This is a genomic window from Parasphingorhabdus sp. (assembly GCF_036963705.1).
In the GTDB taxonomy this organism is placed as follows: domain Bacteria; phylum Pseudomonadota; class Alphaproteobacteria; order Sphingomonadales; family Sphingomonadaceae; genus Parasphingorhabdus.
Genome location: NZ_JBALUT010000004.1, coordinates 26908 through 50568 on the forward strand (window position 1 = coordinate 26908; position 23661 = coordinate 50568).

At 57.6% G+C, this 23661-nt stretch carries 27 protein-coding genes; 14 read left to right on the forward strand and 13 right to left on the reverse strand.

Going from position 1 to position 23661, the window contains the following annotated elements:
* The first annotated feature begins 35 nt into the window (after positions 1-35).
* The 6 genes from hpf to V7680_RS01585 all read left to right on the forward strand — a co-directional run bounded on the left by hpf (position 36) and on the right by V7680_RS01585 (position 3526).
* Entirely contained in the window at positions 36-608 is a 573-nt protein-coding gene (gene hpf, locus V7680_RS01560) for a ribosome hibernation-promoting factor, HPF/YfiA family (RefSeq protein WP_335651523.1), read from the forward strand.
* A 124-nt stretch (positions 609-732) separates the two neighbouring features.
* Entirely contained in the window at positions 733-1200 is a 468-nt protein-coding gene (locus tag V7680_RS01565) for a PTS sugar transporter subunit IIA (protein WP_335651524.1), read from the forward strand.
* Positions 1201-1207: 7 nt separating this feature from the next.
* The gene (locus tag V7680_RS01570; RefSeq protein ID WP_335651525.1) at positions 1208-1687 is read left to right on the forward strand and encodes a PaaI family thioesterase; all 480 of its coding nucleotides are present in this window, start codon (positions 1208-1210) and stop codon (positions 1685-1687) included.
* Complete coding sequence (locus V7680_RS01575; RefSeq protein WP_335651526.1) at positions 1680-2018, forward strand: DUF1491 family protein; 339 nt, start codon at positions 1680-1682, stop codon at positions 2016-2018. The genes V7680_RS01570 and V7680_RS01575 overlap by 8 nt, the downstream gene beginning before the upstream one ends.
* A 204-nt stretch (positions 2019-2222) precedes the next feature.
* On the forward strand, positions 2223-2930 hold the full coding sequence (locus tag V7680_RS01580) for a cell wall hydrolase (RefSeq protein ID WP_335651527.1): 708 nt from the start codon (positions 2223-2225) through the stop codon (positions 2928-2930).
* 80 nt (positions 2931-3010) lie between these two features.
* Positions 3011-3526, forward strand: coding sequence for an MmcB family DNA repair protein (locus V7680_RS01585; RefSeq protein ID WP_442954954.1), 516 nt, complete (start codon positions 3011-3013; stop codon positions 3524-3526).
* A gap of 10 nt (positions 3527-3536) precedes the next feature.
* Here the strand turns inward: V7680_RS01585 and V7680_RS01590 are convergent, their stop codons facing one another.
* Positions 3537-4190, reverse strand: a complete 654-nt coding sequence (locus V7680_RS01590; RefSeq protein WP_335651529.1) for an ankyrin repeat domain-containing protein — start codon at positions 4188-4190, stop codon at positions 3537-3539.
* Between the two features lie 95 nt (positions 4191-4285).
* Between V7680_RS01590 and V7680_RS01595 the strand changes: the two genes are divergently transcribed.
* Genes V7680_RS01595 through V7680_RS01605 form a run of 3 tightly spaced genes read left to right on the forward strand, consistent with a single transcriptional unit; the run spans position 4286 to position 6085 of the window.
* Complete coding sequence (locus tag V7680_RS01595; protein ID WP_442954955.1) at positions 4286-4918, forward strand: SCO family protein; 633 nt, start codon at positions 4286-4288, stop codon at positions 4916-4918.
* Positions 4906-5352, forward strand: coding sequence for a YcgN family cysteine cluster protein (locus V7680_RS01600; protein WP_335651531.1), 447 nt, complete (start codon positions 4906-4908; stop codon positions 5350-5352). Before V7680_RS01595 ends, V7680_RS01600 begins: the two co-directional genes overlap by 13 nt.
* On the forward strand, positions 5339-6085 hold the full coding sequence (locus tag V7680_RS01605; RefSeq protein ID WP_335651532.1) for a M48 family metallopeptidase: 747 nt from the start codon (positions 5339-5341) through the stop codon (positions 6083-6085). Before V7680_RS01600 ends, V7680_RS01605 begins: the two co-directional genes overlap by 14 nt.
* 9 nt (positions 6086-6094) lie before the next feature.
* On the opposite strand, the gene V7680_RS01610 is transcribed toward V7680_RS01605, so the two are convergent.
* Entirely contained in the window at positions 6095-8209 is a 2115-nt protein-coding gene (locus tag V7680_RS01610; RefSeq protein ID WP_335651533.1) for a transglycosylase domain-containing protein, read from the reverse strand.
* An 89-nt stretch (positions 8210-8298) separates the two neighbouring features.
* Positions 8299-8697 carry a peptide-methionine (R)-S-oxide reductase MsrB gene (gene msrB / locus V7680_RS01615; protein ID WP_335651534.1) on the reverse strand — a complete coding sequence of 133 codons (399 nt, stop codon included), beginning with the start codon at positions 8695-8697 and terminating at the stop codon, positions 8299-8301.
* A 154-nt stretch (positions 8698-8851) separates the two neighbouring features.
* Between msrB and V7680_RS01620 the strand changes: the two genes are divergently transcribed.
* Positions 8852-9358 (forward strand): DUF4402 domain-containing protein, encoded by a 507-nt coding sequence (locus V7680_RS01620; protein ID WP_335651535.1) that lies wholly within the window; start codon positions 8852-8854, stop codon positions 9356-9358.
* Between the two features lies 1 nt (position 9359).
* On the opposite strand, the gene holA is transcribed toward V7680_RS01620, so the two are convergent.
* Genes holA through V7680_RS01640 form a run of 4 tightly spaced genes read right to left on the reverse strand, consistent with a single transcriptional unit; the run spans position 9360 to position 13908 of the window.
* Positions 9360-10388: a DNA polymerase III subunit delta gene (gene holA, locus V7680_RS01625; protein ID WP_335651536.1), complete on the reverse strand. Its 1029-nt coding sequence runs from the start codon at positions 10386-10388 to the stop codon at positions 9360-9362.
* Positions 10385-10906, reverse strand: a complete 522-nt coding sequence (lptE, locus tag V7680_RS01630) for an LPS assembly lipoprotein LptE (protein WP_335651537.1) — start codon at positions 10904-10906, stop codon at positions 10385-10387. Before lptE ends, holA begins: the two co-directional genes overlap by 4 nt.
* Positions 10903-13431, reverse strand: a complete 2529-nt coding sequence (gene leuS, locus V7680_RS01635) for a leucine--tRNA ligase (RefSeq protein WP_335651538.1) — start codon at positions 13429-13431, stop codon at positions 10903-10905. Before leuS ends, lptE begins: the two co-directional genes overlap by 4 nt.
* Positions 13432-13458: 27 nt before the next feature.
* Positions 13459-13908 (reverse strand): DUF3576 domain-containing protein, encoded by a 450-nt coding sequence (locus V7680_RS01640; RefSeq protein WP_335651539.1) that lies wholly within the window; start codon positions 13906-13908, stop codon positions 13459-13461.
* 414 nt (positions 13909-14322) lie between these two features.
* Between V7680_RS01640 and V7680_RS01645 the strand changes: the two genes are divergently transcribed.
* Entirely contained in the window at positions 14323-15003 is a 681-nt protein-coding gene (locus V7680_RS01645) for a hypothetical protein (protein ID WP_335651540.1), read from the forward strand.
* Positions 15004-15010: 7 nt separating this feature from the next.
* On the opposite strand, the gene V7680_RS01650 is transcribed toward V7680_RS01645, so the two are convergent.
* The gene (locus tag V7680_RS01650) at positions 15011-15535 is read right to left on the reverse strand and encodes a thiamine phosphate synthase (RefSeq protein WP_335651541.1); all 525 of its coding nucleotides are present in this window, start codon (positions 15533-15535) and stop codon (positions 15011-15013) included.
* Between the two features lie 86 nt (positions 15536-15621).
* On the opposite strand from V7680_RS01650, the gene V7680_RS01655 reads away from it, so the two are divergent.
* Positions 15622-16311, forward strand: a complete 690-nt coding sequence (locus V7680_RS01655; RefSeq protein WP_335651542.1) for a YggS family pyridoxal phosphate-dependent enzyme — start codon at positions 15622-15624, stop codon at positions 16309-16311.
* Here the strand turns inward: V7680_RS01655 and V7680_RS01660 are convergent, their stop codons facing one another.
* From V7680_RS01660 to pdeM, 5 genes are read right to left on the reverse strand one after another with little or no spacing between them, the layout of a single operon-like run.
* Entirely contained in the window at positions 16312-18150 is a 1839-nt protein-coding gene (locus V7680_RS01660; protein WP_335651543.1) for a cation:proton antiporter, read from the reverse strand.
* A gap of 57 nt (positions 18151-18207) precedes the next feature.
* Positions 18208-19473: an adenosylmethionine--8-amino-7-oxononanoate transaminase gene (locus V7680_RS01665; RefSeq protein WP_335651544.1), complete on the reverse strand. Its 1266-nt coding sequence runs from the start codon at positions 19471-19473 to the stop codon at positions 18208-18210.
* Positions 19470-20099 carry a dethiobiotin synthase gene (gene bioD, locus V7680_RS01670; RefSeq protein ID WP_335651545.1) on the reverse strand — a complete coding sequence of 210 codons (630 nt, stop codon included), beginning with the start codon at positions 20097-20099 and terminating at the stop codon, positions 19470-19472. Before bioD ends, V7680_RS01665 begins: the two co-directional genes overlap by 4 nt.
* On the reverse strand, positions 20096-21238 hold the full coding sequence (locus tag V7680_RS01675) for an 8-amino-7-oxononanoate synthase (RefSeq protein WP_335651546.1): 1143 nt from the start codon (positions 21236-21238) through the stop codon (positions 20096-20098). The genes bioD and V7680_RS01675 overlap by 4 nt, the downstream gene beginning before the upstream one ends.
* Positions 21239-21255: 17 nt before the next feature.
* Positions 21256-21984, reverse strand: a complete 729-nt coding sequence (pdeM, locus tag V7680_RS01680) for a ligase-associated DNA damage response endonuclease PdeM (RefSeq protein WP_335651547.1) — start codon at positions 21982-21984, stop codon at positions 21256-21258.
* A gap of 80 nt (positions 21985-22064) precedes the next feature.
* On the opposite strand from pdeM, the gene trhO reads away from it, so the two are divergent.
* Positions 22065-23003, forward strand: coding sequence for an oxygen-dependent tRNA uridine(34) hydroxylase TrhO (trhO, locus tag V7680_RS01685; protein ID WP_335651548.1), 939 nt, complete (start codon positions 22065-22067; stop codon positions 23001-23003).
* Between the two features lie 5 nt (positions 23004-23008).
* Positions 23009-23659: a glutathione S-transferase gene (locus tag V7680_RS01690; RefSeq protein ID WP_335651549.1), complete on the forward strand. Its 651-nt coding sequence runs from the start codon at positions 23009-23011 to the stop codon at positions 23657-23659.
* Positions 23660-23661: the final 2 nt, after the last annotated feature.

Below are 23661 nucleotides of genomic sequence, written 5' to 3' on the forward strand. Positions count from 1 at the left end.
TCGTGTAACGGTACTAAATGAAGAGGAGAATAGATATGGAAGTTCGTGTTTCGGGACACCAGGTTGATACTGGCGATGCTCTGCAAACCCACGCCGAAGATCGGATGCGCGCGATCGCCAAAAAATATTTTCCCAAGGCTATTTCAGCCAATGTCACCGTGAGCAAGGCACCGCACTCGCAGTTTAAATGCGATATTGTGAATCACGTTATGCAGGGCTTGATGCTGAAGGCCGATGCCGAAGCCGGTGATGCCCATCAGGCTTTTGAAAAGGCTGCCGACAAGGTTGAGAAGCAGCTGCGTCGTTATATGCGGCGGCTCAATGATCATCATGTTCAGGCGCAATATGCGGCTAAACAGGAAGAAGCAGCCTATCGAGTGTTTGAATCTTCGGAAGAGGAAGAAGAGAGCGAAGTGAACGGCGATTCCCCGCCGATCATCGCCGAAACCAGCACCGACATCCCGGAAACCAGCGTATCAACCGCGGTGATGATGATGGATTTGCGCAACACAGGCGCCCTGATGTTCAAAAACTCTGGCACTGGTGCCCATAATATGGTCTATCGCCGTTCCGACGGCACCATTGGCTGGGTTGAACCGCACAGCTGATAGCGCTGCATCTCGTTAAGGGGCCGATGATGGTGTTTCTGCCAGTCGGCCCAAAGCGCCCGGCGTCCAGATCCTGAATCATTCTTCGGTTTGGCCGAATATCGCCGGGCAAAAGGAATATATGATGACCATCTTGTCCGTTCGTTTGGATATCGCAGCCGTTCGGGATTGTCCCGGCGCCAGCGGCAAGGACGAAATTTTGCGCATGATCGGACAAATCGGGCAGAAATGCTATCGGCTCGACGCTGACACCATAGAGGCCGGATTGATCGCCCGCGAAGACTTGGGATCGACCGGCTTTGGTAGAGAAATCGCTATACCGCACACCAAATTGGCCGATTTGAACGGTTGCACCGGCGTCTTTCTCCGCTTTGCCGAGCCGGTTCCGTTTGATTCCCATGATGGCAAGCCGGTCGATCTGGTATATGCTCTGTTGTCGCCGGAAAAAGCGGGGGTTGAGCATTTGCAGGCCCTCGCCGAGGTTTCCCGGTTTTTGCGAGACGACAATATGGTGGCCAAGCTCAGGGGTGCATCGGGTCGGGATGCCCTTTATGCCTTATTGAGCGAGCAACGCGAACAGCAGGCCGCCTGATCTGATCATGGCAGACGAACCTGACAAGATCGTGGACCGAGGTGGCGCACAAGGGCATTTCCGGGCTCTGGAACGGCTCTATGCCGAAGCGCCGATCAATCGATTGTTCAATTCCCGTCTGGAAATCGGCGAAGCCGGCACCGCAAGAATCTTCTTCGATGTCGACGAACGCTATTATCACGCAGCCGGGGCGGTCCACGGCACAGCCTATTTCAAGATGCTCGACGATGCGGCCTTTTATGCGGCCAACAGTCTGGTTTCCGACCGGTTCATCCTGACCACCGCCTTCAATCTGCTGTTCACCAAGCCGCTCAAGTCCGGGCCGGTGATAGCGGAAGGGCGTTGGGTCAGTGGTAAACGCCGCGTATTTGTCGCCGATGCGCGGCTGGTCGACAGCGAAGGGGAAGAAATAGCGCGCGGAACCGGAACATTCATGCGCTCGCATATCCCTCTTGCATCGCTGCCGGGCTACCAGAAAGATGATTGAACCGCGGCTGTCCGCGGAAATGAAAGTCCAGTCACTGCTCAGGCTGGTCAGTCAAAATGGCGGGTTCGGCGCTGTGCTGAAAAAGGGCGACCGGATATCCGGGTCTATCCTCATCCAGTGCCTGGAAAAGGGCGAAAACCCTAAGCTCCTAGAGAATATGCCGTCTCTTGACGGCCTACCCAACTGGCAGCAAATATGGCCTCAAGATACTGATAACAATAAAGAATTAAGCGATTACATTGCTCAAAGATTTCGGTTCGACCCCGATATGTGGTTAATTGAACTGGATATCCCGGAACCGGAACGGCTCATCGCCCAAATGGGTCAGTAAACTTGACTTTATTTCCCAAAACCATATTTGGCGCTCAACTTTGATGCGTAGGTTGCTGCTGACTTGGTCGTGAATGACAGGCAGAAAACACGCAGACGGGGGGAACAGAAATAGACCTACGCCGTGATTTTCGGGTCTGTTTGTGGCAGTTTTGACTAGGACGTCATTATTTGCTCTGGTCTCACCGCATAATAAAATAGGTTTATGAGCAAAATTTTTCGTGCTGCAAGCGCTCTGTCGCTTGCCATTACTACGGTCGCGGCATTATCCGTCACCGATGTGTCCTTCGCGTTGGAAGCAACCGATGACACACCTGAATCAGAGATTTTTGTCGATCCTGCCCTTTTGGAAGCTGACGAATCCGATCAAGCTATTATATTTGGCGAGCAACAGGAAGTTGTCGCCGAAATTCCCCAAGATGTTATCGAATCAGACAAGATCGCTAATGAAGATACGGATCGTGGCATTGGCCAGGACGTAGATTTCGTAAACGAAGATGCTTTGTCCTTGAGCGAGTTGGTGCGTCAGCAATCGGTCGATGGTTCGCTCGATGCTGAAATGCAGTGTCTTGCCGGAACCGTCTATTTTGAATCCAAGGGCGAATCGTTGCAGGGTCAGCTGGCTGTTGCCCGCGTCGTTCTTGCCCGCGTCGAATCCTCTCGCTTTCCCGACACCATCTGTGGTGTCGTCTATCAACGCAGTCAGTTTTCCTTCGTTCGCGGCGGCAAGATGCCTCGTATAAAAACCGGACGCCAGACCTGGCGGAATGCAGTAGCGATTGCCAAAATCGCCGTAAATGATGGCTGGGAAAGCTCGGTCGAAGGCGCTTTATTCTTTCACGCCCGTTATGTTTCCCCGGGCTGGCGGCTCAAACGGCTGGCAACGATCGATAATCATATCTTCTATCGTTAATCCTGTTGAGAATATCAAAATCATAGAGGCTCCCTAACGGGGGCCTTTATTTTGTTCTTTTTATGTTCTAGCCCAGAGCTATGACGATCATCGATGATTCTTTAGGCCTGTTGAGCGACCACGATGAACTGACCGGCGCCCGCGCCGTCGCGCGCGGCGTGGCCCGAATGTTTCTGAGGCACGATATCATGGTGTTGCCGGAAGTCAGTCTGCGGAACAAACGCCGGGCGGATCTGATGGGCATTGATGCAAAAGGGCAGATTGTCATCGTCGAGATCAAGGTCGCGCGCAGTGATTTGCTGGGCGACAGCAAATGGACGGAATATCTGGATTATTGCGACCGGTTCTACTGGGCCTTACCGATCGGGTTCGATGCATCTCCGGTTGATGGTGCAGATTTCCTGCCCGAACGCACTGGTTTGATCATTGCCGATGCCTATGACGCGGAAATGGTACGACCGGCTGCGACCAATGCGCTTGCGCCAGCGCGGCGCAAAACAGAGACCATGCGGCTGGCCCGTCGAGCGATGCGCCGTTCTGCGGTCTCCGACGGCTGGATCAGCCCTGACTCTGCAATGCACCCTTTCAACGGTTAAGGCTCAGATACTAGCCTTCCGGTCCAAAGAACCGGCCTTCCGCTTCGGGTTTCTTCTCGGCGTCCGCTTTTTCTATCTCGGCCAGAATAGCGGCGGTCCGGCGATCCTGCTTGGCATAATCGCGCGCTGATTTGCCAGCCAGAGTATCAGTCCGGTCCGGATCAGCCCCGTTTGCGAGAAGCAGGCGGACCAGTTCCCCGTCACGCAGCTGAACCGCACGGATGAGCGCAGTTTCGCCTTGTCGGTTGGCTTCATTCACCTTGGCCTTTTTCGCCAAAAGGGTTCTGACCCCATCCACAAACCGAAGCTGGGTAGCGAGAAGCAGCGGGGTCATGCCCTCTTTGTCTGCTATATTGGGGTTGGCGCCCTTTTGCAGCAGGAAACCGAGCCAGATATTGTCGCGTCGTTCGACCACGATGTGCAAGCCAGTCTGGCCGGTGGAGAGATCGCGCGTATTGACTATCACCGATCCAGGCCGGCTGAGATATTTGGTCGCTTCCTCGCCGTCACGATCCTTGACCGCTTTCAAAAAATTATAGCTTTCCGAAAATTGTGCTGCAGCGGGGGCTGACAAAGACAACGCGGCAACGCCGATTCCCGCAAAGCGGAGGAAAAGAGAGAATTTACCAGCCCAAAGCGTGGCTGAAAGATTATCATTTAACATTATTGGCCCCATTTGATTCATAGGAGAGTCTCTGCGTCGATCCGTTGCAAACACTGTCTATCAATTATCTGTTGAAATTGATCAACTAGCAGACCATGTCTGGCCCGGTAATGAACAATATCAAAAATATCGCAAAAATGATCCTAAGCGCCGGATTACTGGCCATCGTAGCGGCTTGCAACCCGACAGCCGATGGCGGTGCGTCAGCGACCATGGAGCCTCCGCTTGCGGGGGCCAAGATCGGTGGCACATTCACGCTGACCAACCAGGATGGTGGCAAAACCTCGGAAAGCGAGTTCAAGGGCCAATATCGGATCATCTATTTCGGCTACAGCTATTGCCCCGACGTATGTCCGGTCGACCTTGCCACCATCATGCTGGGTCTCAAGCAGGCTGAAAAAGAAGACCCGGCACTAGCCAGCAAGGTCCAGCCGATTTTCATATCAGTCGATTCCAAGCGCGATACACCGGCTGTGTTGAAGCAATATGTTTCCGCCTTCCACCCGCGGCTTATCGGCCTTACCGGAACCCCCGAGGAAATTGCGGATGTCGCGAAAAAATATCTGATCATTTATGATATCCGGAATGATGAAAGCGCGAGCGAATATCTCGTCGATCACAGCCGTCAGGCCTATTTATTCGGACCGGACGGAGAGCCTCTGGCGCTGCTGCCTTATGACGGAACGCCGCAGGATGTTGCTGCTGAAATAGCCCGATGGGTGCGCTAGGCTCCGAACCGCCCTTCTGGGAACTACCGCTCGAGGCGCTGGATCGCGGACAATGGGAGGCCTTGTGCGACGGCTGCGGTAAATGCTGCTTGTTGAAAGCGGAAGACGAGGATGACGGCCAGATCTACATGACCAACATCGCTTGCAAATTGCTCGACCTTCAAAGCGCTCAGTGCAGCGATTATCGTCACCGCAAATTCCATGTTCCCGATTGCGTCCGGTTGACCCGCAACAAGCTGGAAGAATTTGAATGGCTACCCGACAGCTGCGCCTATAAAATGCGCGCCAGAGGCTTTCCCCTGCCCGCATGGCATTATCTGGTCTCCGGCGACCGTGAATCGATCCACGAGGCGGGCCAGTCGATCCGCGGCAAGGTGATTCCCGAATCGAAAGCCGGACCGCTAGAACAACATATTCTTGATGCTCCGCTTTAGCAAAGCACGTTCCGAGCCTCTGGAGATTCACCTGGATGGCAAAAGCTATCCGCTCCAGATCCGGCGATCAAAGCAAGCGCGATCGATCATCGTTTCAGCAGATACGGTCAAGGGGATCGTCTGCCTGACCATGCCGGCCTATGCGTCGGAAGATCAGGCTTTACGCTTTGCCCAGTCAAAATCCGACTGGCTCAACGCGCGTTTTGCCGAAGCCTTGCCCCCGATCGCGATCGAGGAGGGCAGCCAGATCGCGTTTTTGGGCGAGCCCCATATCATCCGCTGGTCCCCGGATTTTGCAAGAACGCCCTTGCTCGGGGAAGGCGAAATCCGGCTTGGCGGCCCTAGTGAACATGTCGAACCCCGTATCCTGCGCTGGCTCAAGGCTCAGGCGCGGCTGATTTATGCCGATGATCTTGTCTATTATTGTGAGCGAGCCGCTTCAGATTTACCGAAACTGGCGGTCGGTGATGCGCGGCGGCGCTGGGGCAGTTGTTCCGGCCGCAAGTCGATCCGCCTGAGCTGGCGGCTGATCATGGCCCCGCCTCATGTCCGCCGGTCGGTGGTCGCGCATGAAGTGGCACATCTTACCCATATGGATCATAGTTCACGCTTCTACACGCTGCTCGACCGGATTTACGAATCGGACCGGAGAGCGGCGGACCGCTGGCTCAAACAGCATGGCCGTGGTCTGCATATGGTTGGCGTGGAGCAACAAGCCCCGGTAGCGGATTGAATCGCGATATTATTGTGGTTCCAGGCGGGCCGCTTCGGGAAGCAAAGATTCCGGCTGTTTCTGAGGCGGCAGCGGTTTGGGCTTATTGACCGGTGCCGGTGCCGGTTTCCGCGGAGCAGGATCTCCGCCGCGGCCGAGTACTGAATCGATCCATTCCTGGTCCAGGCGCGGGTTATCGGCTGCGTCCCCGCCTTCCAGATCATATTCAATCCCGCGGCCGGTTTCGAGCGGCATGCCATTTTCGTCGACATAAATGCCGTCTTCGGGCGCTCCGAACAGTTCATCTTCATCCGGCTCCAATTGCCATTCCGGCAGGACCAGCTCGGTATCAAACTGTTCGACCTTGCGCTTGGCTACGGCTATTTTCATGAATTGAGCGAACGCGGAGGCCGGTGCCCGGCCACCCTGCAATCCGCTAACCGGTTTTGCGTCGTCGCGGCCCATCCATACACCGGTGGTGAGACCACTGGAAAAGCCCAGAAACCAGCCATCCTTGTTGCTGCTGGTGGTCCCGGTCTTGCCGGCAACCGGCCTGCCGATTTGCGCCGCCCGCCCGGTCCCGGTGTTCACTGCGGTTTGCATCAAATCGGTGATCCCTGCAGCGACCCACGGGTCGACCAGCACGCGGCTGCCGTCAAATTTGCTTTGATAGAGAATATCACCCTTCATCGTCTGCACCTTGGTGATGCCGAACGGGGTGATCGCCACGCCCTTGGCGCTGATCGATGCGAAAGCGCGGGTCATGTCGAGCAGTCGTACATCGGAAGTACCGAGTACCATCGAGGGATTGGTGTCTATCGGGGTGGTGATGCCAAAGCGGCGAGCCATATTGGCAATTGTCGAAGTTCCGATATCATTGCCGATCGCTGCCGCGACCGTATTCTTGGAGAAAGCAAAGGCGGTCCGGACGTTGATATCACCGGCATAGCGGTCACCGCTGTTACGTGGGGTCCAGTTGCCTATCGTGATCGGCGCATCGGTCACCGTATCGTCCGGGGAATAGCCTGCTTCCAGCGCCGCCATATAGACAAACACCTTCCAGGCTGACCCGGGCTGGCGGACAGCCTGGGTGGCACGGTTATAGTTGGATGTCACATAATCGGTGCCGCCGACCATGGCGCGGACCGCACCGTCCCGGTCAATCGCCACCAGCGCACCCTGGGCACCGGCCGGCACCCGCGACTGGATGGCGGTCGCAGCCGCGCGTTGCATGTCGAGATCCAGCGTGGTCCAGACTTCAATCGGCTCGACCGCTTCATCGATCAGCAATTCCAGTTGCGGCAGCGCCCAGTCGGTAAAGTAGCGCACGCTATTCTGCCGCGGTTCGGGCGCCAGCTTGACCGAGGCCGGCTGGGATTCCGCTGCTTCGGCAGCGGTAATCGCTCCGGCATCCTGCATCACTTCCAGCACGACGGTTGCGCGCCCGATTGCGGCTTTCGCGTCAGCTGTCGGTGAATAGCGCGACGGGGCCTTGACCAGGCCGGCAATGATCGCGGCCTCGGCGAGATTGAGGTCTCTGGCGCCATGCGCAAAGAAGCGGCGGGAAGCGGCATCAATGCCATAGGCACCGCCACCATAATAGACCTTGTTGAGATAGAGTTCGAGAATCTGTTCCTTGGAAAATTTCCGTTCTATCGCCAGCGCGAGCAATATTTCCCGGCCCTTTCGGCCAAAGGTGCGGTTGTTGTTGAGAAATATATTGCGCGCCAGTTGCTGGGTGATCGTCGATCCGCCCTGGGCCCAATAGCCGCGCTGCGCCCTGACCTGGAGGGAACGCGCGATACCGATTGGATCAACGCCGAGATGACTCTCGTAACGCCTGTCCTCGACCGAGATCATAGCTGACTTCATGACCTCCGGAATGTCAGGATAATGCAGCCACTCGCCGTAGCTTGGGCCCATCGAAAACAATTCTTTGCCGTTGACGTCGAGTACCCGGATCATCTGGCCGTTGGGGGAGGATTTCAGATCCTCGAAGCCGGGGAGCGAGGAACGGACAACCAATACCGCAACCACCAATGCAATGGTCGCCAGAAGTCCGGCTACCAGGCCGGTCTTTACCAGCCGCCAGAACCATTTGCGCACCGGCCCCTGCCCTGTATTGCGTTTTTTGCCACGCGCCATATTGTTCTGCCCACTAAACGCTGAATATGAGGTTTTCTAGCGTGTTGCCGCCTTACTGCAGGCTGAACACGGGGAAATACAGCAAAAAATCAGTCTTCCTTTGGTTCGAAAGCCATCGCCGCGCTATTCATGCAATATCGGAGGCCTGTTTCGGTCGGACCGTCGGGAAAAACATGGCCGAGATGACCGTCGCAGGTGGAGCACCGTACTTCGACGCGGCGCATGCCGAGACTATTGTCCTCAATCTCGGTAACCGCTTCGCTATCGGCGGGTATCGAGAAGCTAGGCCAGCCGCAACCGCTGTCGAATTTGCTTTCCGATTCAAACAATTTGCTACCGCAACCGGCGCAGAAAAATTCCCCGTCGCGATATTCGGCATTTAGCGATCCGGTAAACGCCCTCTCGGTGCCGGCTTCGCGCAGCACATGATATTGTTCAGGTGACAGCTGTTGCCGCCATTGTTCATCGCTCAGTTTTGTTTTTTCCATCTCCCGTAAATGGGGCCTAGAGGGCAGTCGGTCAAGAGACCTGGCCCGGAAGATCACCGCGAATCAAACTCGCTCTTAACCGGATATTCACCATATCCGCGCAAAATATGAGGCTATGACGATGGTGATAAAATTTCTTCTGACAGGAGCAATCATGACCGCATATCTGGCAATCATGCCGGATAGGGCGCAGGCGCAATGTCGCTTGTGCGCGGACAGCCCGACGTCCGATAGTCTCTCCGAAGCGGCTGCCGATAAACGGGAAATCCCGTTGCAGATCGAAATTACTGCCAATCTGGATTTTTCGCGGATTGCGATGATCGGCGGCAATGGCGGGGTGGTCAGCATCGATCCGGTGTCCGGTGCCAAGCAGACCAGCGGCAGCATCGCCAATCTCGGTGGAATGTCGCTCCACGGTGAAGGACGGTTGACCGGCGAACCGGGCCGGAATGTCAGAGTATCGCTGCCAGACAGGATCCAGCTGAGCGCTCCCAATGGTTCGACAGCGGATCTGGAGAAATTGGAAACCAATCTACCGGCTCTGGCGAGACTGGATCCAGCGGGACGGCTGGTCTTTTCCTTCGGCGGACAATTGCGGCTGCGCGGCGATGCCAACGGCCAATTTCGCGGCCGGATTGCGATCACCGCGGATTATGAATGACCTATCGGCTTCTCGCTGCTTTCCGCGCGATCAACAGCAATTCTTCCTCCAACAACACCTGATCCGGCTGACCGCTGCTTTTCAGCGCGATTTCGAGCTGCAGAATCCGATCGATTAGACGAGCTATATGGGCCGAGGACCAAATTCTCAGCTGCCGCTTGAAATGCTTCTGCTCTTTGAAAAAGACACTGGGATGGCCAGCGACGGAATCGACATTGCCGCCGTTGTCGACCTTGCTGCGCAACTCCGCGAGCTTGGTGAGATGGCGGAGCATGATCCTTATCAGACCAATTTCGCTGATGCCCTGTGCGCGTGAGGCGGCAATTTCCTGCGCTAGGCGAGGCGCATCACCATTGAGCGCAGCGTGGATCAGCAGGCCGATATCCTCTTCGTCATTCTCGGCACCGAGCAAGGCTAGCACGTCCGATTCCGGAGTTTGCGGGCTTTCGGGCGTGGCATCGAGATAGAGCGCGATCTTTTCTACTTCCAGCCGTGCCAGCACCAGATCATTGCTGGTCAGCGCAGCAATTTCCTGCGCCATTTCGCGGCTTAGCCGCAGGCCTTCCGTTTTCGCCATGGTCACGATAGCCGCAGCCGCCTGTTCCGGGGACGTTTCATAGCAGGTTGCGATCATCGCATCTGGCGCGGCGATGATCGATTTGGCCAAAGCGGTCTTGTCACCCATGCCGGGGGCGATGACAAAGACCGGATCGCCGCCCGACGCGCTTGCCAGCAAGGTTTCGATCGCGCTGGTCGCTCTCACCGCTTCGCCGCTGTTCAACCGCAGCACGATATAGCGTTTGTCGCCGAACAACGAAGCGGAATTGGCCTCGTCATTGAGCCGCGCAGCGCTTTCGGTGACATCGGAGATGGTCAAATCGACCCGTTCCGAAGACTGGGCCAATGGTTTTACCAGTTCGTCGACAAGCGCCTGGCAGCGGGTGACATTGGGGCCGCATAACAGGACCAGTCGACATTGATCGGCGGCCGCATGAAAGCGCCTGACAATCTCTTCCGGCTTGACCTTCATGGTTGCGGTTGCGCGTTGGCCTCGGTCCGGGCGAATAGGGACAGCCGGGTTACAATCTGGTTGGCAACGCGGGTCGCCAGATTTTCCAGCGCGGTATCTTCTGCCGCAACAGTCGCGAATTCCGAGGATACGACGTCGATACCGACGTCCGAACCCGCTGTAGCATCGAGAACGATGACAGAATCGGTTACACGAACGAGCTGGTAGCGGGCGCGCAATGTTCTGCGTTCGCGCGTGATCCGGTCATCGCTGCGCACGCCAAATCCGGCAATCTTGTCGTCCAACACGACCGTCAGACGATATTTTGCCTCTTGCCCCTCGAACGCTTCGAGCTGGTCCTTGAGCGCGTTGCGCGTCAACCATCCGGCCTTGCCCGCGATCGGTTCGATCTCGACATGACCGAGTTGCTGGGCGACAACGCCGCTGGTGCCACCGGCATAGAGCGGACGCAAATTGCAGGCAGCCAGCATCGCTGACATTGCCACCAATAGGGTGATCCGGGCGATCATAGCCTTCATATTACGATATTGACCAGTCGATCGGGCACGACAATCACCTTCTTTACCTCGGCCCCGTCAAGACTGCGCTGCACCTTTTCCGATGCCAGGGCCAGTGTTTCGAGATGCTCTTTGCTGCTGCCTTTGGCAACGGTAATTGTATCACGCAGCTTGCCGCGCACCTGAATCGCGATGGTCACTTCATCCTCGACCAGCAGGCTTTCATCCACTTCCGGCCATGGCGCGTCGGCGATCAGCCCGGTTTCGCCAAATAGCGCCCATGCTTCCTCGGCGATATGCGGCACCATCGGCGCGACGATTCGGGCGAGCGACTTGATTGCTGTCGTCCGGTCGGCAGAAGGCTGTGATTTCTCGATCAGATTTATCAGTTCGAAGATCTTCGCCACCGCTTTGTTGAACGAGAGTGCCTCGACATCGCCAGCGACACCCGCCACGGTTTGGTGAAGCTTGCGACGGAGCGCCTTGTCTTCGCCGCCATCATCATTGTCGGCCACCGTGATGAACAGGCGCCACAGCCGCTGGACGAAACGCCAGCTGCCTTCAATACCGGCCTCGGACCATGGCAGGTCGCGCTCGGGCGGGCTGTCGGACAGCATGAAGAAACGGACCGCATCGGCGCCATATTGTTCGATGATCGGATCGGGGTCGACGACATTTTTCTTCGATTTCGACATTTTCTCGACCCGGCCGGTGGTAACCGGTGAACCATCCGTAATCACAGCCCAGTCGGCGCCGTTTTTCTCGACCTCGTCGGGAGACAGCCAGCTGCCATCGCCATGTTTATAGGTTTCGTGCGTCACCATCCCCTGGGTAAACAGACTCTCGAACGGCTCGGCAAAATCGAGCTTTCCGATACTCGCCAGGGCCCGCGTCCAGAAACGGGCATAGAGCAGATGCAGAATCGCATGTTCGACGCCGCCGATATATTGGGTCACCGGCAGCCATTGCTTGACCACTTCGGGGTCGAACGGGCGGTCATCGGGCTGGCTGGCAAAGCGCAGGAAATACCAGCTGCTGTCGACAAATGTGTCGAGCGTATCGGTTTCGCGCCGCGCCGCTGCACCGCATTTCGGGCAGTCGATCTGTTTCCAGGTTGCGTGGCGCTCGAGTGGATTGCCCGGTGTTTCAAAGTCGATGTCTTCGGGCAGAACGACCGGTAGCTGATTCTTTGGCACCGGAACCGGGCCGCAAGAATCGCAATGGATAATCGGGATCGGTGTGCCCCAGTAGCGCTGACGCGAAACGCCCCAGTCGCGCAGCCGCCAGGTGGTCTGTGCCTTTCCCCAGCCTTCCGATTGCGCGCGCTCGATGATTGCTTGTCCGGCGGCTTCGACCGTCATCCCATCGAGAAACGCGCTGTTCACGATCTTGCCGGAGCCGGTATAAGCTTCGTTGCCGACATATTCGGCGGCGGTTTCGTCGCCATCGGAAACCACGCGCTTGACCGGCAGGTCATATTTGCGGGCAAAGTCGAGATCGCGCTGGTCATGCGCCGGCACGCCGAATACCGCGCCAGTGCCATAATCCATCAGCACGAAATTCGCGACATAGACCGGCAGCTGCCAGTCGGGATCGAGTGGGTGGGTGACGGTCAGGCCGGTATCAAAGCCCTTTTTTTCCATCGTCTCGAGCTCGGCGGCGGTCGTGCCACCGGCTTTGCATTCCTTGGCGAAGGCGGCGAGCGCCTCGTTCTTTGTTGCCAATTGCTGGCTGAGCGGGTGGTCGGCGGCCAAAGCGACGAAACTCGCCCCGAAAATAGTATCGGGCCGGGTGGAAAATACTTCGACGCTAGCGATATCGTCTTGCGCTTCGGGCAGAGCGAAATGGAATTGCAGGCCTTGCGACTTGCCGATCCAATTCTCCTGCATCAGCCGCACTTTTTCAGGCCAACCCTTGAGGTCGCCCAGTCCGGCCAGCAAATCCTCGGCAAAATCGGTAATCTTGAGAAACCACTGGCTGAGCTTGCGCTTTTCGACCTGAGCGCCGGAACGCCAGCCCTTGCCGTCGATCACTTGCTCGTTCGCGAGCACGGTCATGTCGACCGGATCCCAGTTGACCGCCGATTCCTTCCGATAGACCAGCCCGCCCTCGAACAGGTCGATGAACAAAGCCTGTTCCTGGCCATAATATTCCGGTTCGCAGGTCGCCAGTTCGCGGCTCCAGTCAAAGGCAAAGCCAAGCGTCTTCAGCTGGCTGCGCATCGATGCGATATTGGCTCGGGTCCACTCGCCGGGATGGACCTTCTTTTCCATCGCGGCATTTTCCGCCGGCATGCCAAAGGCATCCCAACCCATCGGATGGAGCACTTCAAAGCCCTGCATCCGCCGGAAGCGGGCGAGCACGTCGCCCATCGTATAGTTGCGGACATGGCCCATATGGATGCGGCCCGATGGATAGGGAAACATCTCGAGCACATAGCTGCGCGGTTTGCTGCTGGCGTCATCTGCTTCGAAAGTGCCAGCGGTCGCCCAGCGCTCTTGCCAGCGTTTGTCCGCCGCCAGTGGATTGAATCGCTGATCGGTCATTGCGGCCCCATGCTGTGGCAGGAAAATTTAGTTGGAGATCATACCGCGTCGCAAATCGCGCGCCTTGGTCAGAATGATCTGTTCCAGTTTTTGCGTCGTTGCCGCTTTCACCGGAGCATCGATCCAGGTGCCGTTGCTGGCGACCTGGCGGGATGCCGCAACGCGCAGGGCGTCGGCGCGCAAATCACGATCGAGAATCGAAACGTTGATTTTCATACGCTCGCCCGGATTCTGCGGATTCACATACCAGTCGGTCAGGATCACGCCGCCATTGCTGTCGGTCTGGGTCAGCGGCATGAAGGACAGAGCATCCAGCGAAGCGCGCCACAAATAGCTGTTCACGCCGATTGTTGTCACCTGAGATGCGGCGATATCGGCTTTGGGCCGTTCTTTTCCGCCGCAGCCGGACAATAATGACAAAGCCAGCAGGCCAGCGGTTACAGAAGGCATTAAACGGGTTGTTTTGAGGCGGGACATGAAGCGCTCCTGGTTGTATTTTGCACCGATACGAAATCTTTTTTGCAAGATTTGTTCCGGACATATATTCATCTTAGCGCTCTCTATAAATGCTTTGCCGCAAGGGGCAAGCACAAGCGCATGTTTTGCTCTTGTGCACCGGGGAGTGAACGCCAGTTGAATGGCGGCAAAATCATCCGAGGTTCATCTTGGTCGCTTTAATCTACCTCATCATTGTCCGTACAAAAGCGTTACCGATCTGCAACAGAATGGCAAAGGTTGGGTAAAATCGGACAAAAGCAATAACTTGACTCGTGCAGCATGCCAGATTTTGGTATAGCCGTGAGTCTCAAAGGGGAATAAGTTTTCGTCATGAAGAAAAAGGGCAGTCATTTGGGTTGGTTAGCGACGGGACTCGCTATCTCTGGCCTTGCCATGACCCCTGCTCTGGCGCGCGTCCTTTCCGGTGACGACGGGATGGTATCCCTTAAAACACTGGGTTCGGTCGGTTCCTTCACCGTAGCCGGTGCCGATCCTGACCTGGCAGCCAAATATGAGCTCAACTATCTGCGCGGAAATGCGAGCTTCAAATTTACACCAGCGGGCGGTACGCTCGATGGTGAACGGTCGGTCACCGTCGTGGTTCGGCAGAAGTCGAACGCCAGCGCCGTTTCCATTCGTGAAAATCTACTCGCTGCTGCACCCGGTTCGGGTATGACCAGCGCCGCGAAAATTGCGCCCGTTTCCTATAGCCTCGGTTCTGCGAAGGGCCTGAAGAGCTTTGCCATTCCGGTCAAGAAACTGGCCAGCAATCTGCCTGACCTTTCGGAAATCGGTTCAGCACCTACGCTCGGCGAGGAAAATACTGGTAAGAAGAGCCGTTTCAATACGCGTATGACGCTTGATGCGACCGCGCCGATCAACGCTGCGCCGCGTGCGTTGGATGCCAGCCAGAAAGATTATACGCTTGATGTTGGCGGCAGCTACTCGCTGACCCGCAATTTCGATGTGACCGCGGGTGTCCGGATCAACAACGAGCGTGACCGGATGGCGCCGCTGACCGACAGCCGTCAGGACAGCCAAGCGGTCTATGTCGGAACCCAGTTCCGCTTCTAATATTAGCTCAGTTTAAAGCGTCGATCGCTGCCCAACCATGGGTAAGCTGATTTTTGCGCGACCGATAGCGATTCTGATTCATCCCGCCCAGCAATATCACCGCGCCGTTGCACAGGGCTGCAAGTCGCCGGACTTCAAGCGGATTAAGCGGACGCTGGCCGGGGTGCGACCTTGTAGCAAAGATGGGCGACAGAAAATATATCGCGGCGCCAGCGCGATTGGCCTGATGGATTTCCCTTATATTATGGACCGGCGCGCTGTGAACCAGGCCCCGGGTCAGGAAACGACGAGAAGCTCTTCCATGAACGCCATCGGCGCGCCAGAGCCTGGCCAATGCCGGTGATCCGGCGAGGAACACAATATGCCCGCGCCGCCGCGCGAACTTTTTCACGGTTTCAAATCTCTTCCGCCGCGAAGCTTCATCCAGATGATAATGTCGAAAGATAATTCCGCTACCGCGCGGCAGACGCAGGATCGATCGCTCCAGCCGGTCGTCGTTGCGCTGGTCGGTGAACAGCCATATCTGCGGCATCGCTGAGCCTGCCGGGTCGGCCAAAACGGAGGAGGGCTGGTCTCGCAACATAAGCATGCCTATAGACGCATGCTTGGCGAAAGAGAATGACAGAGACAGGCAAGAAATTGGCAAACCCACCCCTCGACGAGATAAGCAGCAAGATTGAAAAATCTGCCCGGATAGCGGGCCGCAAGGCCGCTGATATCGCGCTTATTGCGGTGTCCAAAACCCGTAGCAGCGACGAGATCCGGCCACTTCTGGAGTCGGGCCATCGCGTCTTTGGCGAGAATCGGGTTCAGGAAGCAGCAGAGAAATGGCCCGCCTTGAAAGCGGAATATCCCGACGTCGAGCTGCACATGATCGGGCAGTTGCAATCCAATAAGGCGGCAGAGGCTGTCGCGCTTTTCGACTATATCCATTCGGTCGACCGCATGTCGCTGGTCAAGGCTCTGGCTAAGGAAATGGATCGGCAGGACCGCCGCCTACCCTGCTTCCTGCAGGTCAATATCGGAGAAGAATCGCAAAAGGGCGGCTGCGATATCAAGGCGGTACCGCAATTGCTCGAGCAAGCCCGCGACGCCGGCATCGAAGTGGCCGGCCTGATGGCCGTCCCGCCGGAAGGCACCAATGCGATGCCTTATTTTGCTCTGCTGGCCAAACTGGCCCGGGATAACGAACTAGACGGTCTCAGCATGGGTATGTCCGGAGATTTCGAAAAGGCAATCAAGCTGGGTTCTACCCACATCCGGGTCGGCACGGCGCTGTTCGGCCCGCGGGCAACCCCCGCCGCTTAATCAACTGTCCCCGTTCTTTTCACTGTCCTTGGCGGCGCGGTCGGCCTTGCGCTCTTCTGGTGTGTCCGGCGCGACATAGCTGATGACGACATCACCATCTTCAATCACCGGCCGCGCGTCGGTCGCGAAAAACAACAGCCGCCGGTCCGGCTTGAACACGGCCAGCGGTTCCTCGTCGACTTCGAGATTCTTGCGATAATCTTCGACGGTGAACTTCTCGGTGATATTGGTTTTGCTGAACCGCCAGCCGGCGAGATCACGGTCGAGCAAAGTGCCGAAATCCGTCCCGGACTCGAACAATAATCTGCCGTGGCCGACCCGGCTTTTGCTCTGTCCGTCATTAGCCAGCCGGCTGATCTGTTCATAACCCATTTCCGGACCAAGATCGGCGGTGATCAGCTGGTTCTGGCTATCATTGTCGGTGGCGGCGATGAGATGCTGAAATTCGCCCATATCGATATTGTCATTATGGGCTTCATCGAGCACATCGCCGTGGCGGATGTCGAGGCCTTCGCTGCGCGCCCGGCGCAGGGCGAATTTGCTATTGTCGGTCATCAGCACTTCGATATCGAGAGATTTCAGCATTTTACCGAGCGAGATCGACCAGCGATTGGCGCCGGCAATCAATATGCCCTCGCCTTTTCCTTCTGAAATCCCCAGCCGTTCCGCGACCCAGGAGGCCGAGAAACCATGGGCGAAGATCGTGGCGATAACGACGGCGAAGCTCAGCGGAACCAGCGCCTCCGCACCGGGAAATCCATAATCGACGAGCCGAATCGCGAACAGGCCGGTGATCGCGACCGCGACAATACCGCGCGGCGCAATCCAGGCGATAAACAGTCGCTCGCGCCACGGCACCGAGCTGAACAGCAGCGCGACTAGCACAGAAATCGGCCGCACGACGAACAACAACAGGATCAGGAAAATGACAAATTGCGGCCGGAATTGCTGCACCGTTTCCCAGTCGAGGGTAGCGGACAATATGATGAACACGCCGGAAATCAGTAGAACCGCGAGGTCTTCCTTGAACCGGTAGAGCGCCTGGCTGGAGTATATTTGGCGGTTGGCCATGACGATACCCATCACGGTGACGGTGATCAGGCCGGTTTCATGTTTGATCAGATCGGCGATGACAAAACCGGCGATCACGGTAACCAGCAGGAAAGGAGCCTTCAGATATTCGGGCACCTTGCCTCTGGGAAACAGCCAGGTGACCGCAAAGCCAAGGCCCGCACCGATCAGTCCGGCGATGAAACTGGCGGCCAGGACATCCATGCTGATGACCGCGATATTGGCGTCGGGGCCTTCATAGGTAATATAGGCATAGATACCGACGGCGAGCAGGGCTCCGATCGGGTCATTCACTATGCCTTCCCATTTCAGGATATTGCGAACCCGCGACGGCACCCGCAAGGTGCGCAGCATCGGTCCGATCACGGTCGGACCTGTGACGATCATGATACCACCGAGCAAGGCAGATATTTCCCAAGACAGGCCGGCGCCATAATGCGCCGCGCCGGTGCCGAGCACCCAGGCAATAGGTCCGGCAACCAGCACCATAGCGGTAACCGCGCCGCCCGCTTGTCGCAGCTCGCGGAAGTTCAGGCTGAGTCCGCCTTCAAACAGGATGACGGCAACCGCCAGTTTGATGATCGGTTCCTGCAAGGCTCCGAAATCGCGTTCGGGATCAATGATGCCCAGAACAGGACCGGCTAGAATGCCGACAATCAGCATCAGAGCGATAGCGGGACGCCCGGTCCGCCAGGCTATCCATTGTGCGCCGATGCCGAGGAGGCCGATCAGCGCGATCTTGACCATGAGTGAATCTACTATTTCCATGATCTATCCTTGGCGGGTTTTTCCGGCTTATGCAAAAAACTTTCCCGAGCCGGCGGCTCAGCGATTGCCGAAATGGTCGACAGCTTGTTCAATAACGCCATAAATGGATTTAAGATCCTCGCCGTCGATGCAATATGGTGGCATGATGTAAACCGTATTGCCCAATGGCCGAAGTAAAATGTTGCGATCCCGGAAAAACCGCAGGAGTTCCGGTCCCAGGCTGGACATATAGTCACCTGCACCATCGTCAATTTCAAAGGCCAAAATGGTGCCGCACTGGCGCAATCCGCTGACTGCTGATCTGTCTCCCAGCCGGGCTGCAAAGACGCGATGAGAGGCGATAATGGTATTTATCCGCTCCTGAACCGGTTCGTCGCGCCAGATCGCGAGATTGGCATTGGCCGCCGCGCAGGCAATCGGGTTGGCGGTGAAGCTGCTCGAGTGAAAAAACATCTGTGCGCGGTCTTGCGAATAATGCGCCTGATAGATTGCGTCGGTGGCGGCGGTTACCGCCAACGGGATGACGCCGCCGGTCAGGCCCTTGGCCATGCACAATATATCCGGATCGACTCCGGCCTGTTCGCAGGCAAAGACGGTCCCGGTGCGGCCCCAGCCGGTCATCACTTCATCGGCAATGAACAGGACATCGTGTTTGCGGCAGATTTCCGCCATCTGCTTCAATATTTCAGGACCATATATTTTCATGCCGCCGGCGCCGAGGATCAGCGGCTCTACGATCAGCGCGGCGGCCGGATGATCCTTGTCGCTGCAATAGGCTTCGAGTTGGTCCAGCGTCTGCTGTTTGGCTTCCGCCTCCGGGAAAATGATAGTACCAACATCAAACAACAAGGGCGAATAAGCCTGGTTGAACACGCCGCGCGCGCCGACCGACATCGCGCCGATCGTGTCGCCGTGATAGCTATGCTCCATGACGAGGATTTTCTGACGCTTTTCCCCGCGATTATGCCAATAACCGAGCGCCATTTTCAATGCGACCTCGACCGCCGTCGACCCGCTGTCGGAAAAGAATATATGCTCGAGCGATTCGGGCAGAAATTCCGATAGGCCGGCGGCCAGCTCTCGCGCCGGCTCATGCGTCCACCCGGCAAAAATCATCTGGTCCAGCGTCGCGCTCTGCTGCTGGATGGCGGCGACGATCCGCGGATGACAATGGCCATGGGTCTGCACCCACCAGCTCGATATCGCGTCGATGATTCGCGTCCCGTCCGCCCGATAGAGTACCGCACCCTCGGCGCGCGCGATCTCGGGAATCGGCTCGCCGAGACCGTGCTGGGTGAACGGGTGCCAGATATTGATGCTCATATTGTGAAGTCCGCCAGATTGAAGTGCGATGCAAAGGCTGCCTTGACGTCATCCGGCGTGAGGCTGTCGATCATCGGCAGACGCCCGAGATGCCGGACATTGCCGATCTGGCAGATGGTCTGTTCACTATCCACATTCTCCGGACCGGAAAAAGCCACGCCGTAAATCGGCACACCGCGGCGACTCAGCGCCTCGATCGTCAGCAGGCTGTGATTGATCGTTCCAAGCCTGGTAGAGGCGACGATGATCACTGGCAGGACCCAGTGGGCAAAGAGATCGGCGAACAGCAGGTCCGGATTCACCGGCACCAGCGCGCCGCCGGCGCCCTCGATGACCAGCGTGCCGTCGACCTGAGGGATCACGAAGTCATCCAGCGCGATTTCGATACCCTCCTGTGCCGCCGCATAATGTGGCGAGGCGGGGATTTTGAGCCGATAGCGTTCGGGCAGGATCTTGCCAGGATCAACGCCGCCAATCCGCGCGACGGCCTCGCTGTCGGTGCCGTCCGCCAATCCTGCCTGCACCGGTTTCCAGTAATATCCGCCCATGGCCGCGGTCAGCGCGGCGGCAAAGACGGTTTTGCCGATATCGGTGTCGGTTCCGGTGATGACAAATGTTCTGCTCATGCGGCTTTCTCCATGGACAGCGCTGCGTGCAAAGCGGCTGCAAGTTCTTGAATATCGTCCCGGGTGACATTGAGAGTGAGCGAGATGCGCAGGCGGGCGGTTCCTGCTGGCACCGTCGGCGGGCGAATGGCGCGAACGTCGAACCCCTGGGCCTGCAGCCTTGCCGCCACATCTATCGTCATCCGGTCTTCGCCGATTATGACCGGAAAAATCTGGCTGTCCTGGTGGTCGCCAAGCGAAAGCCCTGCGAAACAGGATCGCGCGAACCCTATATGGTCGGCTAATTCGGCCTGTAGAGACGGGTTGCCCGCGACATGAGCGATGGCATGATGGGCGAGATGCGCGGTTAATGGGCTTGGTGCGGTCGAAAAGATAAACGGACGCGCGCGGTTGATGAAAAATTCGCGCAAGATGCTCGCCATGGTCAGCAAGCCGCCTTCGCCGCCCAATGCCTTGCCGAAGGTGCGCAAAATGATGACATTTTCCCGGCTACCCAGGTCGCCGGACAGCCCGATACCGCCCTCGCCATAGACTCCCACCGCATGAGCCTCGTCGATTACCAAAATGGCGTCATGAATGTCAGTGATCCGCGCGAGATCGGCCAGCGGCGCGCGGTCGCCGTCCATGCTGTACAGGCTTTCCACCGCGATCCAGACCGTTCCGCTGCCACCGGATGCTCGCCACGCCCGGATTTCCCGCTCGATCGCATTGCAATCATTGTGGCGGAACGACCTGAACTCTGCCCGCCCTAACCTCATGCCGTCATGGACGCTGGCGTGGATATATTCGTCATGGAGAACCAGATCACCGGTCTGCGGCAGGGTCGCGAACAGGGCCGTGTTGGCAGCAAAGCCGGACCCGAAGAAAAGGCTGGATTCCGCGCCATAATGGCTAGCGGCGAAGGCTTCGAGCGCTTCATGCTCGGGATGATTGCCACCGAGTAGCCGCGACCCGCCCGATCCGTGCGCAACGCCGTCGGCGATCGCATTCTGCGCGACTGCTTTGAGGTAAGGGCTGCGCGACAGGCCGAGATAATCATTGGACGAGAAATCTTTACCGGACGGCACTGTCAGATGCCGCTTGCGACCTGCCTTTTCCAGCGCATCCAGTTGCTCGCGATAGGGTGTGAATCGATCCATGACCGCGCCGTTAGCAGTCAGCGGGCGGTGGTGGCCAGAGGCAATGCAAGCTGCGGTTGATCGATCATTTCTATGCCCGTTTCCCGAAATGGCAGCGGGAATCTCACCGGTTTCTGCTTAAGACCGATAATCGCTTCGGCCGGACCGCCGACGCAGGCCTCGATGGCTGGATCCTGTGCCGCCATACCACCCGTCAGCGCGCCGAAAGCGGGCATGATCAGATGATGACACCCTTTGACGAAGCAGCGCCGCGAAACATGGCGGCCGCGCACTGCGATGCGATATTTGGGATGATAATGGCCGGAAATCTCGGGCAATATGCTGTCGGCGCTGGCCTGGTGGCGGAGAGCGAGCCCTTCGCCGGTCCATTCGTCGACCACCTGCCCACCCCATGTGCCGGCAACATCGCGGTCGTGATTGCCGGTGATCCAGATCCACTCGAGCGCGCCCGTCATTGTGACAAGCTGCCTTGCGGCCTCCGGTTCGAGCCGCGCCTCGCCCTCGCCATCATGATAATTGTCGCCGAGGCAGAAAACCGTCGTCGCGCCAGTTTCGGCGACCAGACCGGCCAGTTCCGCCAGCGTCGCCTGGCTGTCATAAGGCGGTAACATCTGCCCCTGACGCGCGTAAAAGCTCGCTTTTTCCAGATGGAGGTCGGCCACCAGCAGCGCGTTCCTCGCAGGCCAGAACAGCGCAGCGGGAGCGACAATATCAAAGCGGTGATTGGCGAACAGAAGGGGAACCATGGCTCGCTATGCGATGAACATGCAGATGATGCAAGTCGCCGGGTTGGAATTTTGCGTCAAGCCGCCCTATATGCGCTGCCATGACCGATACCAACGCTCCCAGCAAAGTCGCCGCGCTCTATCATTTCGCCCGCGTGGATGATCCCGCGGCCCTGCGGCTCGATATACTCGCGCAATGCGAGGCCCATCATCTCAAGGGCACGATCCTGCTCGCCGACGAAGGGATTAACGGCACCATCGCCGGGACGCCCGACGCTATTGATGCGGTCATCGCCTATCTGCGGTCGCTGCCTCTGTTCACCGGGCTGGAGGTGAAATATTCCGAGGCCAGCACTATGCCCTTCCTGCGGATGAAGGTCCGGTTGAAGAAAGAAATCGTCTCGATGGGCGTGGACGGCATTGATGCCGCCGAAGCCAAGGGCGATTATGTCGACCCCCGTGAATGGAATGACCTGATCGCCGACCCCGACACGGTGGTGATCGACACCCGCAACGGCTATGAAGTGGCGATCGGCAGCTTTGACGGCGCGATCAATCCGGACACCAAGAGTTTCCGCGACTTCCCCGCATGGTTCGACGAATTTTCCGAGCAATTGCGCCAGAAGGACAGCAAACAGCCCAAGATCGCGATGTTCTGCACCGGCGGGATCCGCTGCGAAAAGGCGACCGCTTATGTAAAGGCGCAGGGCTTTGACGATGTCCACCATCTCAAGGGCGGGATATTGAAGTATCTCGAACATGTGCCCGAAGCGGAAAGCCTGTGGCAGGGCGATTGCTTCCTGTTCGACCAGCGTGTTGCTGTCGGCCACGGCCTGCAGGAATCGGACTATGGCCAATGCTATGCCTGCCGGATGCCGCTCAACCCCGCCGACCGCGCCTCGCCCGATTATGTTCCTGGCGAAGCCTGCCCGCATTGTATCGACCAGCGCAGCGACGAACAGCGCGCCCGCTATCGCGAACGCCAGCGTCAGGTAGAGCAAGCGGCCGAGGAAGGCCGCCAGCATCTCGGCTCGGCATGACCGCCATGACCGAAATGCCGGTCCTCTACAGCTTCCGGCGCTGCCCCTATGCGATGCGCGCGCGGATGGCGTTGCTGATCAGCGCAACTCCGGCTCGTTTGCGAGAAGTCGTGCTGCGCAACAAACCCGAAGAAATGATCGCCGCTTCGCCGAAGGCCACGGTGCCGGTGCTGGTGCTGCCCGACGGGCAAGTGATCGATGAAAGCCTGGCGATCATGCACTGGGCGCTGGCCCGGAATGATCCGCAAGGCTGGTTGCAGGGCAATGAGACCGAAACCGCGCTGATCGCCGAAGCCGACGGCCCGTTCAAAGACCATCTCGACCGCTATAAATATCCTACGCGCTACGAAAATGTCGACCCGCTAGATCACCGCGCTGGCGGACTGGAATTTCTGGAGAAGCTCGATGCCCTGATCCAGCCATCCGGCCAGCTAATGGGTGCCCAGCCCAGCCTCGCCGATCACGCGATATTCCCCTTCGTCCGCCAGTTCGCCAATAATGACCGCGACTGGTTCGACCAATTGCCTCTGCCAGCGCTGCAGAAATGGCTCGGCGATCATCTTGCCTCGCCGTTATTCGCCACGACGATGGTGAAATATCCGCAGTGGATGAGTGGGGATGTTGAGCCGGTTTTTGCTCTGCAAGCAGCTGCTTAGGC